Raw genomic sequence first — 12,628 nt, 5'->3', positions numbered from 1 at the left:
GTCGGCGCGTTCGGACCGTCCCCATTTCGGCATCAGTCGTCGCAACGCAGGCCGCGAGGCGACGACACGTAATCGAGGCGAGAGGCCTTCGACGTGGCAGCACCGCAGAACTACCTCGCAGTCATCAAGGTCATCGGTGTCGGCGGCGGTGGTGTCAATGCCATCAACCGAATGATCGAGGTCGGTCTCAAGGGCGTCGAGTTCATCGCCATCAACACGGACGCCCAGGCGCTGTTGATGAGCGACGCCGACGTCAAGCTCGACGTCGGCCGTGAACTCACCCGGGGCCTCGGCGCCGGCGCCAATCCGGCCGTCGGTCGCAAGGCGGCAGAGGACCACCGCGAGGAGATCGAGGAGGTCCTCAAGGGGGCCGACATGGTCTTCGTCACCGCCGGCGAGGGCGGCGGCACCGGCACCGGCGGCGCACCCGTCGTCGCCAACATCGCGCGCTCGCTCGGCGCCCTGACGATCGGTGTGGTCACCCGGCCGTTCACCTTCGAGGGCCGGCGCCGCGCGAACCAGGCGGAGGACGGCATCGCCGAGCTCCGCGAAGAGGTCGACACCCTCATCGTCATCCCCAACGACCGGCTGCTGTCCATCTCGGACCGCCAGGTCAGCGTGCTCGACGCGTTCAAGTCGGCCGACCAGGTCCTGCTCTCCGGCGTCCAGGGCATCACTGACCTCATCACCACCCCGGGTCTGATCAACCTCGACTTCGCGGACGTCAAGTCCGTGATGTCCGAGGCCGGCTCGGCCCTGATGGGCATCGGCTCGGCCCGTGGCGACGACCGCGCGGTGGCCGCTGCCGAGATGGCGATCTCCTCGCCGCTGCTGGAGGCGTCCATCGACGGCGCCCGCGGCGTGCTGCTCTCCATCTCCGGCGGCTCGGACCTCGGTCTCTTCGAGATCAACGAGGCCGCGCAGCTGGTGAGCGAGGCCGCGCACCCCGAGGCGAACATCATCTTCGGCGCCGTCATCGACGACGCGCTCGGCGACGAGGTGCGGGTCACCGTCATCGCCGCCGGCTTCGACGGCGGACAGCCCCCGGCCCGCCGGGACAACGTCATCGGCGCGGCGTCCACCAAGCGCGAGGAGCCGGCCCCGGCGCCGGTCCGCGCGGCCGAGCCGGCCCGGCCGGCCTTCGGCGGACTCGGCACGGTCACCCCGCGCGAGGACCCCCCGGCTCCGGTCGAGGTCCCGGTCGAGGCCCAGGCCCCGGCGCCGCAGGTCCCGACGGCCCGGCCGTACCAGGACAGCCCGGCCGAGGAACTGGATGTCCCGGACTTCTTGAAGTGACACCGGAGCAGCACCACGTGGGCGGCGCCCACTTCGCCTTCACCGACCGGTGGGGCGGGGTGAGCGCCGTTCCGTACGAAGAGCTCAACCTCGGCGGCGCGGTCGGAGACGACCCGGCCGCCGTTCGCGCGAACCGGGCGCTCGCGGCGAAGTCCCTGGGACTCGACCCGGACCTGGTGGTCTGGATGAACCAGGTGCACGGCCGGGACGTTGCGGTGGTCGACGGTCCGTGGGACGCGGATGCGGTGATCCCGCCGGTGGACGCGGTGGTGACCGCCCGTCGGGGCCTCGCCCTCGCAGTGCTCACCGCCGACTGCACCCCGGTCCTGCTGGCCGACCCCGTCGCCGGGGTGGCGGGCGCCGCCCACGCGGGCCGGCCCGGCCTGGTCGCGGGGGTGGTCCCCGCCGCGGTCGAGGCGATGGTCGCCCTCGGAGCCGAGCCCGGGCGGATCGTCGCCCGTACCGGACCGGCGGTCTGCGGGCGCTGCTACGAGGTGCCCGCCGAGATGCGGGACGCGGTATCCGAAGTGGTCCCGGCCGCCAGGGCCGAGACGAGCTGGGGGACACCGGCCGTCGACGTGGTCGCCGGGGTGCACGCCCAGCTCGCGGAGGCGGGGGTGGCCGACGGTCTCCGGTCGGCGGTCTGCACACTGGAGTCGCGGGACCACTTCTCGTACCGCCGCGACCGGGTGACCGGGCGGCTTGCCGGATATGTCTGGTTGGAATAGGAAATGACGGACCGTAAGTCGGAACTCGCGGAGAACCTGGCGCGGGTGGAGGAACGTATCTCGTCCGCCTGCACGGCCGCGGGGCGCGAGCGGGAAGAGGTGACGCTCATCGTGGTCACCAAGACCTATCCCGCGAGCGACGTACGACTGCTGGCGGAGCTGGGCGTCCGTCATGTTGCTGAGAATCGCGACCAGGATGCCGCCCCCAAGGCGGCGGCTTGTGTGGATCTGCCGCTCAGCTGGCACTTCGTCGGTCAGTTGCAGACGAACAAAGTCCGTTCCGTGGCGGGATACGCGCATGTGGTGCAGTCCGTCGACCGTCCGAAGCTCGTGTCCGCCCTCTCTGCGGCAGCCTCGAACGCCGGCCGGGAACTCGGCTGCCTCGTGCAGATCGCCCTCGACGCCGAGTCGGGCGAGCGCGGGGCCCGCGGCGGCGCGGCGCCGGAGCAGCTCGCGGAGTTGGCGGACCTCGTCGCGGCGGAGCCCGCACTGCGGATCGACGGCCTCATGACCGTCGCCCCGCTGTCCGGTCCGTACGCGGGACGCGAACAGGCCGCTTTCGAGCGGCTGATGGAATTGTCATCCCGCCTGCGCGCGGACCATCCGGCTGCCACGATGGTGTCGGCCGGGATGAGCGCGGATCTGGAACAGGCCGTTGCGGCCGGTGCGACACATGTACGCGTCGGCACTGCGGTACTCGGCGCGAGACCCCGGCTCGGGTAACGTCGCCAAGAAAGTCGGACCACAGCAGAAAATATGGTCATTACCGCTGATGGGCGGGCAGACCACGTGGATCGCGGGCAGTTGGTGACATTCGTGACACAGCGGCACCTGCGACAGGGCGATCCACCACAGAGCGGAGGACTCGGAGAATGGCCGGCGCGATGCGCAAGATGGCGGTCTACCTCGGCCTCGTGGAGGACGACCGGTACGACAACCCTGGGTACGACCCCGACGACGAGTTCGAGCCCGAGCCGGAACCGGAGCGGGCCCGGGAGCGGGACCGTCGACAGCCCGTGCACCAAACGCCCGTAACGGACGAACCGGTACGAGTCGTACAGCCTCCGGCGCAGCGGGAACCCGTCCCAATCCCGGTAGAAAACGGACGCCCTGCCCGAATTGCCCCCGTGGCATCCATCACACCTGACCGCACAAACCTGGAGAAGAACGCCCCCGTGATCATGCCCAAGGTCGTCTCCGAGCGGGAGCCGTACCGCATCACGACGCTGCACCCCCGGACCTACAACGAGGCCCGTACCATCGGGGAACACTTCCGTGAGGGCACTCCGGTGATCATGAATCTCACGGAGATGGACGACACGGACGCGAAGCGTCTCGTGGACTTCGCCGCCGGACTCGTGTTCGGTCTGCACGGCAGTATTGAACGCGTGACACAGAAGGTGTTCCTGCTGTCGCCTGCTAACGTCGATGTCACGGCGGAGGACAAGGCCCGCATCGCGGAGGGCGGGTTCTTCAACCAAAGCTAGACCGATCCGTCAGATACGGGACCGGGAACAGAGCGAGAACGGGGAGAGGGAAGCGCGGGATGGGCGTCGCACTGCAAGTGGTCTACATCGTGCTGATGTGCTTCCTGATCGTGCTGATCTTCCGACTGGTCATGGACTACGTGTTCCAGTTCGCACGTTCATGGACACCCGGCAAGGCGATGGTGGTCGTTCTGGAGGCCACCTACACTGTCACCGATCCACCGCTCAAGCTTCTCCGGCGTTTCATTCCGCCGTTGCGTCTCGGGGGCGTGGCACTCGACCTGTCCTTCTTCGTTCTGATGATCATCGTTTACATCCTCATCAGTTTCGTGAGCACCGCTGCGAGAAGCGTGTGAACGATGTGCTTCCCCGCAGGCGCGGGGACAGTCCCGATACGGTCTTGCCGACTGCCGACGACTACGTAGAGGTGAAGAAGACATGCCGCTGACTCCCGAGGACGTGCGGAACAAGCAGTTCACGACCGTCCGCCTGCGAGAAGGCTATGACGAGGACGAGGTCGATGCCTTCCTCGACGAGGTCGAGTCCGAGCTGACGCGCCTGCTGCGCGAGAACGAGGACCTGCGCGCAAAGCTGGCCGCCGCCACGCGTGCCGCCGCGCAGAACCAGCAGCAGCAAGGCATGCGCAAGCCGGAGCCCCAGGACCAGCGCGGCCCCGGTGCCCCCGTGCCCGCGGCCATATCCGGCCCGCCGCAGCAGCAGCAGCAGATGGGCCCGCCGCAGCTGCCGGGCGGCCAGCCGCAGCTGCCCGCCGGCCCCGGTGGACACGGACCGCAGGGTCCGGGCCCCATGGGCGGCCCCATGCAGCAGCACCCGATGGGTGGCCCGCAGGGCATGGGCCAGCAGTCCATGGGCGGCCAGAACCCGCTCGGCCAGCAGATGCAGCCCATGGGCCAGCAGATGCAGCCGATGGGCCAGCAGATGCAGCCCATGGGGCAGCAGATGCACCAGCAGCAGCCGCAGCAGCTTCCGCAGCAGGGCCCCGGTGGCGACAGCGCCGCCCGCGTCCTGTCGCTGGCGCAGCAGACCGCCGACCAGGCGATCGCGGAGGCCCGTTCCGAGGCCAACAAGATCGTCGGCGAGGCCCGTTCGCGCGCCGAGGGTCTGGAGCGGGACGCCCGCGCCAAGGCCGACGCGCTGGAGCGGGACGCGCAGGAGAAGCACCGCGTCGCGATGGGCTCCCTGGAGTCCGCCCGCGCCACGCTGGAGCGCAAGGTCGAGGACCTGCGGGGCTTCGAGCGTGAGTACCGTACGCGCCTGAAGTCCTACCTGGAGTCGCAGCTGCGTCAGCTGGAGACCCAGGCCGACGACTCCCTGGCGCCGCCGCGCAGCCCGGCCGGTCCCGCGCTGCCGCCGTCGCCGTCGCCGTCGATGGCTCCGGCCGGTGCGATGGGCCACTCCATGGGCGGTCCCTCGATGGGTGGCCCGTCCCCCATGGGCGGTCCCTCCCCGATGGGCGGCCCGTCGTACGGCGGCCAGCAGCAGATGTCCCCGGCGATGACCCAGCCGATGGCTCCGGTGCGGCCGGCTGCGCCGCAGCCGATGCAGCAGGCGCCGTCTCCCATGCGGGGCTTCCTGATCGACGAGGACGACAACTAGGCGCCGCCGTTCCTGTCGGCAGTCGCTTCACGGGCCGGGCCCGGTTCCCCTTCGGGGGCACCGGGCCCGGCCCGTTCCCGTACCCGCCTGCGGCGCCGCTGCGGGGTCTCCGCCCCGAGCCTCGATCGTCGGCGGGGCTGGATGTGCCCGGCGAGGCTGGGTGTGCCCGGAGCGGCTGAAAGATCGGGGCTCTGCCCCGGATCCCGCGCCTCGAACGCCGGCGGGGCTGGGGTGGTGCCCGGCGATGGAGGCGCGGGGGTCCGGGCCGAGCCCGGGAACGGTGAGAGGGCGGGGCGGGGAAGCGCAGGCCGTGGCCGGTACAGTGGCCGACGCGCAGCGGGTCGGTAGCGCAGAGGTCGTCGCGCCATTCTCCGCAGGAGGGAAGACGCCGGTTCGAATCCGGTCCGGCCTGCTGTGTCGCAATGACAAACGGCGCCCCCCGAGGGGGGCGCCGTTCTCGTGGTGGCCGTTACGCCTTGCGGAGGCGGAACGTCAGGCCGAGGGGTTCGTCCGTGAAGGCTTCGCCGTACGTGGCGTCGGCCTCGCCGGAGGCGAAGTCCGTGGCCAGCACCTCGTCCGCGATCAAGGTCGCGTGGTCCGTCAGGGCGGTGACCACCTCCGGGGACTCGGAGGTCCAGCGGAGGGCGATGCGGTCGGCCACGTCGAGGCCGGAGTTCTTCCGGGCCTCCTGGATCAGGCGGATCGCGTCACGCGCCAGGCCCGCCAGCCGCAGCTCCGGGGTGATCTCCAGGTCCAGGGCCACCGTCGCGCCCGAGTCGGAGGCCACCGACCAGCCCTCGCGGGGGGTCTCCGTGATGATGACCTCCTCCGGGGTGAGGGTGACCGGGGAGCCGTCGACGACGACCGTGGCCTCGCCGGAGCGGAGTGCCAGGGACAGGGCTGCCGCGTCCGCCGCCGCCACCGCCTTGGCCACGTCCTGCACGCCCTTGCCGAAGCGCTTGCCCAGCGCCCGGAAATTGGCCTTCGCCGTGGTGTCCACCAACGACCCGCCGACCTCGGACAGCGAGGCCAGGGAGGAGACGTTCAGCTCCTCCGTGATCTGGGAGTGGAGCTCCGGCGAGAGCGACTCGAAGCCCGAGACGGCCACCAGCGCACGCGACAGCGGCTGGCGGGTCTTCACGCCCGACTCGGCGCGCGTCGCCCGGCCCAGCTCGACCAGGCGGCGGACCAGCAGCATCTGCTGGGACAGGGTCCGGTCGACCTGGGACGCGTCCGCCTCCGGCCACGACGACAGGTGCACGGACTCCGGGGCCCCGGGCGTGACCGGGACGATCATGTCCTGCCAGACCCGCTCCGTGATGAACGGCGTCAGCGGGGCCATGAGGCGGGTGACCGTCTCGACCACGTCGTGCAGGGTGCGGAGCGCGGCGGCGTCGCCCTGCCAGAAGCGGCGGCGCGAGCGGCGGACGTACCAGTTGGAGAGGTCGTCCACGAAGGAGGAGAGCAGCTTGCCCGCGCGCTGGGTGTCGTAGGCCTCCATCGCCTCCGTGACCTCGGCCACGAGGGTGTGGAGCTCGGAGAGCAGCCAGCGGTCGAGGACCGTGCGGTCCGCCGGGGCCGGGTCGGCCGCGGAGGGGGCCCAGTTCGACGTACGGGCGTACAGGGCCTGGAAGGCGACCGTGTTCCAGTACGTGAGGAGGGTCTTGCGGACGACCTCCTGGATCGTGCCGTGGCCCACGCGGCGGGCCGCCCACGGGGAGCCGCCGGCCGCCATGAACCAGCGGACCGCGTCGGCGCCGTGCTGGTCCATGAGCGGGATGGGCTGGAGGATGTTGCCGAGGTGCTTGGACATCTTGCGGCCGTCCTCGGCGAGGATGTGGCCCAGGCAGACCACGTTCTCGTACGAGGACTTGTCGAACACCAGGGTGCCGACGGCCATCAGCGTGTAGAACCAGCCGCGGGTCTGGTCGATGGCCTCCGAGATGAACTGCGCCGGGTAGCGCTTCTCGAAGACCTCCTTGTTCTTGTACGGGTAGCCCCACTGCGCGAACGGCATCGAGCCCGAGTCGTACCAGGCGTCGATGACCTCGGGCACGCGGACGGCATCGAGCGAGCAGCCCTCGTGCGTGCAGGTGAAGGTCACGTCGTCGATGTACGGGCGGTGCGGGTCCAGGGCGGACTGGTCCTGCCCGGACAGCTCGCTCAGCTCCGCGCGCGAGCCGACGCAGGTGAGGTGGTTCTCCTCACAGCGCCAGATCGGCAGCGGCGTGCCCCAGTAGCGGTTGCGGGAGAGCGCCCAGTCGATGTTGTTGTTCAGCCAGTCGCCGAAGCGGCCCTGCTTGACCGAGTCCGGGAACCAGTTGGTCTTCTCGTTCTCCCGCAGCATCGCGTCCTTGACGGCGGTGGTGCGGATGTACCAGGACGGCTGCGCGTAGTAGAGCAGGGCCGTGTGGCAGCGCCAGCAGTGCGGGTAGCTGTGCTCGTAGGCGATGTGCTTGAAGAGCAGGCCGCGCGCGTCCAGGTCGGCGGTCAGCTTCTCGTCGGCCTTCTTGAAGAAGACGCCGCCGACGAGCGGGACCTCCTCCTCGAAGGTGCCGTCGGGGCGGACCGGGTTCACGACCGGCAGGCCGTACGCGCGGCAGACCGCGAGGTCGTCGGCGCCGAAGGCGGGGGACTGGTGGACCAGACCGGTGCCGTCCTCGGTCGTGACGTACTCGGCGTTCACGACGTAGTGCGCGGGGGCCGGGAATTCGACGAGGGAGAACGGGCGCTCGTACGTCCAGCGCTCCATCTCCTTGCCGGTGAAGGTCCGGCCGGTGGCCTCCCAGCCCTCGCCGAGGGCCTTCTCCAGCAGCGGCTGGGCGACCACGAGGTTCTCGTCGCCGTTGGTCGCGACGACGTAGGTGACGTCGGGGTGCGCGGCGACGGCGGTGTTCGAGACCAGGGTCCAGGGGGTCGTGGTCCAGACGAGGAGTGCCGCCTCGCCCGCGAGCGGGCCGGAGGTCAGCGGGAAGCGGACGAAGACCGAGGGGTCGACGACCGTCTCGTAGCCCTGGGCCAGCTCGTGGTCGGAGAGGCCGGTGCCGCAGCGGGGGCACCAGGGGGCGACGCGGTGGTCCTGGGTGAGCAGGCCCTTGTTGAAGATCTCCTTCAGCGACCACCACACGGACTCGACGTACTCGGGGTCCATGGTCCGGTAGGCGTCGTCCAGGTCGACCCAGTAGCCCATCCGGGTCGTGAGCTCGGCGAACGCGTCGGTGTGGCGGGTCACGGACTCGCGGCACTTGGCGTTGAACTCGGCGATGCCGTAGGCCTCGATGTCCTGCTTGCCGTTGAAGCCGAGCTCCTTCTCGACGGCGAGCTCGACGGGCAGGCCGTGGCAGTCCCAGCCGGCCTTGCGGGCCACGTGGTAGCCGCGCATGGTGCGGAACCGGGGGAAGACGTCCTTGAAGACGCGGGCCTCGATGTGGTGCGCGCCAGGCATGCCGTTCGCGGTCGGCGGGCCCTCGTAGAAGACCCACTCGGGGCGGCCCTCGGACTGCTCCAGGGTCTTGGCGAAGGTCTTGCTCTCGCGCCAGAAGTCGAGGACGGCGTGCTCGAGGGCAGGCAGGTCGACCTGGGCGGGGACCGGGCGGTACTGCGGCGGTGTGGTCATGAGGCTGAACTCTTCCTCCGGCGGGGTGTCACTTCCGTCCGGAGGGACGAGAGGCACTCCCTGATTTCAGGGACGTGCTGCTCCCGCGGTACCACCCTCCTTGGCCTCCGGACGGGTCCGGCGGCCCCCTCATTGGGGTGCGAAGCCGGTTCTACTCGCCGTACGGGACCCTCGCGGGCATCCGTGCGCGCTTTCTTCCGGCGGCTCCGGGGTGATCCTTCACATCGCGCTCGCCCCCGGGCTCTCACCGTCCCCGGGTCGCTCCTGGCTGCGTCCGACGCTACTCGTCCCCATCCATGCCTCTCGCTGGGCCCAGTGTACGGGGCCGGGGGGTGCTCGGCAGACCGGTTTACGGGGGCCCGCGCGGGGGTCGGCGGCACGGCGTGGCGGGGGTGCGGGAGGGCCGCTCGTGTGACCCGAATGGGCCGACGCGCCGGTACGGACTCCTGTGGGGCGGGTGGGGCGGGTTACGGGGCCTCCGGATGGGCACAACGGATGCAGGTTGGCCTCGCCGGATGCGTGCCCCGTTGCCGCGGGGCCGGTGCCGATTTATCGTTCCGGCACGATTCGCGAGCAATGATCACAGTATGTGAAGGGGCCGCGGCCATGGTGGCGAAGAAGATCGCCGGTACTGCCGGGAAGGCGCTGGCCGAGGCACCGGCGAAGAAGGCGCCGGCCAGGAGAGCGGGAGCCGTCGAGGTGACCGCCGATGCGGAACCGGGCAAGAAGGCGACAGCGAAGAAGACAGTGGCGAAGAAGGCGACCACGACGAAAGCGAACGCGACGAAGGCGAACTCCACGAAAGCGAACTCGACCAAGGCGACCGCCGAGAAGGTGACCGCGACGAAAACGACCGCGACGAAGACGACCGCGACGAAAGTGACCGCCGACAAGGCCACGGTGACCGCCAGGAAGGCGACGGCGAAGAAAGCCGCGGACGCCGTGAAGGCGACCGCGAAGAAGGCGACGGACGCCGTGGAGGCGACCGCCGAGGAGAAGTCGACTGCCGTCGCGAAGCGGCAGGCCACGGCCAAGCCGGCCGGGGCCGAGGGGGCGGCGCATGCCGCGAAGAAGACGGGAGTCCGGAACGTGGTTGCCAAGAAGAGCACCGGTACGGCGAGGAAGACGGCTGCGGCCGCGACCAGCGGGCTGCCCAAGGCGAGGGTCACGGCGGTCACCGCGCCCGGTGAGCTCGCCGTACGGCCCGGGGAGGAACCCTGGACGCCCGCGGAGGTCGAGGAGGCACGCAGCGAGCTGATGAGCGAGGTGCTGAGGCTGCGCGCCGAGCTCGACGCCTCGGAGGTGGCCATCTCCGGCCTCATGCGGGACTCGGGCGACGGCGCGGGCGACGACCAGGCCGACACGGGCACCAAGAACATCACCCGGGAGTCCGAGCTGGCCCTCGCGGCGAACGCCACCTCGATGCTGGAGCAGACCGAGCGGGCCCTGGAGCGGCTGGAGGCGGGCACGTACGGCCTCTGCGAGAACTGCGGGCAGCCCATCGGCAAGGCCAGGATGCAGGCCTTCCCGCGGGCCACGCTGTGCGTGGACTGCAAGCAGAAGCAGGAGCGGCGGCACTAGGCGGTTTCCGGGGGGCCGCCGGGGGGCCTCGGCCGGGTGCCCTGACGTACCCTCGTGTCTCAACCTGGTTCGAGCTAGTTCGAGGGACTCACGTGGCAGAGGCGGAGCGCATCATCGGTACGCCGGAGGTCGGGGACGACGCCGAGCCCAACTCCGCCGAGCCCAGGGGGCGCCGGCGGATCGTGGCGCTGCTCGTCGTGGCGCTGCTCGCGTACCTGCTGGACCTCGGCAGCAAGATGCTGGTCGTGGCGAAGCTGGAGCACCAGCCGCCGATCGAGCTCATCGGCGATCTGCTGAGGTTCGAGGCGATCCGCAACCCCGGCGCCGCCTTCGGCTTCGGTGAGGCCTTCACGATCATCTTCACCTGTATCGCGGCCACCGTGATCGTGGTGATCGTGCGGCTGGCGCGCAAGCTCTACAGCCTGCCCTGGGCGATCGCACTGGGCCTGCTGCTGGGCGGCGCGCTGGGCAATCTCACCGACCGGATCTTCCGCTCGCCCGGCGTGTTCCAGGGCGCGGTCGTCGACTTCATCGCGCCGGCCCACTTCGCCGTCTTCAACCTCGCCGACTCGGCGATCGTGTGCGGCGGCATCCTGATCGTCCTGCTGTCGTTCAAGGGTCTGGACCCGGACGGGACCGTCCACAAGGACTGATCGCGGGAATGCTCTTCTGCCGAGTCCTGCATACTCGACAGGTGAGTACGATTCCCGAGGTCCGCACCCTGCCCGTTCCCGATGGCCTGGAGGGCGAGCGCGTCGACGCCGCCATCGCCCGTATGTTCGGATTTTCCCGGACGAAGGCGGCCGAACTCGCGGCCGCGGGGAAGGTGTCGGTCGACGGCAGTGTCGTCGGGAAGTCCGAGCGTGTGCACGGTGGCGCGTGGCTCGAAGTCGAGATGCCCGCGCCGCCGCGGCCGGTCGAGCTCGTCGCGGAGCCCGTCCCGGGCATGGAGATCGTCCATGACGACGACGACATCGTCGTCATCATGAAGCCGGTCGGCGTCGCCGCCCACCCGAGCCCCGGCTGGACCGGCACCACCGTCATCGGCGGCCTCGCCGCGGCCGGCTACCGGATCTCCACCTCGGGCGCGGCCGAGCGTCAGGGCATCGTGCACCGCCTCGACGTCGGTACGTCCGGCCTGATGGCCGTCGCGAAGTCGGAGCGTGCCTACACCTCGCTGAAGAACCAGTTCCGCGAGCGGATCGTCGACAAGCGCTACCACGCGCTGGTCCAAGGGCACCCGGACCCGATGAGCGGCACGATCGACGCGCCGATCGGCCGGCACCCGAGCGCGGACTACAAGTGGGCCGTGATCCAGGAGGGCAAGGCCTCCGTCACGCACTACGACCTGATCGAGGCCTTCCGCGCCGCCTCGCTGCTGGACATCAAGCTGGAGACCGGCCGTACGCACCAGATCCGCGTGCACATGTCCGCGCACCGGCACCCGTGTGTCGGCGACCTGACCTACGGCGCCGACCCGACCGTCGCCAAGCGGCTGGGGCTGACCCGGCAGTGGCTGCACGCGGTGCGGCTCGGCTTCGAGCACCCGTCGGACGGTCAGTGGGTCGAGTTCGAGAGCCACTACCCGGCCGACCTCCAGCACGCCCTGGACGTGATCCGGGCGGAGAGCGAGTGACCACGCCCCCGTTCGAGGTGCGCGTGGCCGTCGGCGAGGCCGACATGGCGGCCTGCTTCGAGGTCCGGACCGAGGTGTTCGTGGTCGAGCAGTCCGTGCCGGAGTCGATCGAGTACGACGCGTACGACGCGGACGCGGTGCACGTACTGGCCGTGGGGCCGGACGGGGTGCCGCTGGGTACGGGGCGGCTGCTGCACGGGGTCGCGGTGCTGGCCAAGACCGGCTCCGAGGACGTCGGCTCGCTGGGCCGGCTGGCCGTACGGAAGTCCGCGCGCGGGCTGGGCGTGGGGGTCGCCCTGGTGCGCGCGATCGAGGCGGAGGCGGGGCGGCTCGGGCTCGCGGCGGTGGATCTGGGCGCGCAGACCCATGCCCTCGGCTTCTACGAGCGGCTCGGGTACGTGGCCTACGGCCCCGAGTTCCAGGACGCGGGCATCGCGCACCGCGCGATGCGGCGCCGCTTGCCGTAGCCCTGGCCGGTGCGCACCGCCGCTGCCGCTGCCCCTGCCCCTGCCCCTGCAGCCCAGCCCGTGGCTCCGCCCCGCCCCCGCGCCTCAATCGCCGGCGGGGCTGGGGGTGCCTGGGCTGGGTGTGCTTGTCGAGGTTCAAGATCGGGGCTCCGCCCCGGACCCCGCGCCTCAATCGCCGGCGGGGCTCAATTCCCTGGGCT

At 70.7% G+C, this 12,628-nt stretch carries 11 protein-coding genes and 1 tRNA gene; 11 read left to right on the top strand and 1 reads right to left on the bottom strand.

Features of this window, described 5'->3' with window-relative positions; genetic code table 11:
- Positions 1-93: 93 nt before the first annotated feature.
- From ftsZ to AB0D48_RS03545, 7 genes are all read left to right on the top strand, one after another.
- A complete protein-coding gene (gene ftsZ, locus AB0D48_RS03575) occupies positions 94-1,296 on the top strand; it encodes a cell division protein FtsZ (RefSeq protein WP_362390301.1) in 1,203 nt (400 codons plus the stop codon).
- Positions 1,297-1,313: 17 nt separating this feature from the next.
- Entirely contained in the window at positions 1,314-2,024 is a 711-nt protein-coding gene (gene pgeF, locus AB0D48_RS03570) for a peptidoglycan editing factor PgeF (protein WP_362390482.1), read from the top strand.
- A 3-nt stretch (positions 2,025-2,027) separates the two neighbouring features.
- Positions 2,028-2,747: a YggS family pyridoxal phosphate-dependent enzyme gene (locus AB0D48_RS03565; protein ID WP_362390299.1), complete on the top strand. Its 720-nt coding sequence runs from the start codon at positions 2,028-2,030 to the stop codon at positions 2,745-2,747.
- 149 nt (positions 2,748-2,896) lie between these two features.
- Complete coding sequence (gene sepF, locus AB0D48_RS03560) at positions 2,897-3,511, top strand: cell division protein SepF (protein WP_362390297.1); 615 nt, start codon at positions 2,897-2,899, stop codon at positions 3,509-3,511.
- A gap of 59 nt (positions 3,512-3,570) precedes the next feature.
- Positions 3,571-3,867, top strand: coding sequence for a YggT family protein (locus tag AB0D48_RS03555; protein ID WP_053689581.1), 297 nt, complete (start codon positions 3,571-3,573; stop codon positions 3,865-3,867).
- Between the two features lie 82 nt (positions 3,868-3,949).
- Positions 3,950-5,128 carry a DivIVA domain-containing protein gene (locus AB0D48_RS03550; protein ID WP_362390294.1) on the top strand — a complete coding sequence of 393 codons (1,179 nt, stop codon included), beginning with the start codon at positions 3,950-3,952 and terminating at the stop codon, positions 5,126-5,128.
- A 338-nt stretch (positions 5,129-5,466) separates the two neighbouring features.
- A tRNA-OTHER gene (locus tag AB0D48_RS03545) sits at positions 5,467-5,540 on the top strand.
- Positions 5,541-5,597: 57 nt separating this feature from the next.
- Here AB0D48_RS03545 and ileS read toward each other — a convergent pair.
- On the bottom strand, positions 5,598-8,744 hold the full coding sequence (ileS, locus tag AB0D48_RS03540) for an isoleucine--tRNA ligase (protein ID WP_362390292.1): 3,147 nt from the start codon (positions 8,742-8,744) through the stop codon (positions 5,598-5,600).
- 606 nt (positions 8,745-9,350) lie between these two features.
- Between ileS and AB0D48_RS03535 the strand changes: the two genes are divergently transcribed.
- From AB0D48_RS03535 to AB0D48_RS03520, 4 genes are all read left to right on the top strand, one after another.
- Positions 9,351-10,325: a TraR/DksA C4-type zinc finger protein gene (locus AB0D48_RS03535; protein WP_362390290.1), complete on the top strand. Its 975-nt coding sequence runs from the start codon at positions 9,351-9,353 to the stop codon at positions 10,323-10,325.
- A 92-nt stretch (positions 10,326-10,417) separates the two neighbouring features.
- Positions 10,418-10,978 carry a signal peptidase II gene (gene lspA, locus AB0D48_RS03530; protein ID WP_362390288.1) on the top strand — a complete coding sequence of 187 codons (561 nt, stop codon included), beginning with the start codon at positions 10,418-10,420 and terminating at the stop codon, positions 10,976-10,978.
- Positions 10,979-11,019: 41 nt separating this feature from the next.
- Positions 11,020-11,961: an RluA family pseudouridine synthase gene (locus tag AB0D48_RS03525; protein WP_362390286.1), complete on the top strand. Its 942-nt coding sequence runs from the start codon at positions 11,020-11,022 to the stop codon at positions 11,959-11,961.
- Positions 11,962-12,005: 44 nt separating this feature from the next.
- Positions 12,006-12,428: a GNAT family N-acetyltransferase gene (locus tag AB0D48_RS03520; protein WP_362390480.1), complete on the top strand. Its 423-nt coding sequence runs from the start codon at positions 12,006-12,008 to the stop codon at positions 12,426-12,428.
- Positions 12,429-12,628: the final 200 nt, after the last annotated feature.

The sequence above is a fragment of the Streptomyces sp. NPDC048269 genome, from assembly GCF_040652395.1.
Classification (GTDB): Bacteria; Actinomycetota; Actinomycetes; order Streptomycetales; family Streptomycetaceae; genus Streptomyces.
Note: the sequence above shows the minus strand (reverse complement) of the source record. Positions and strands in the feature narration are given on the sequence as shown.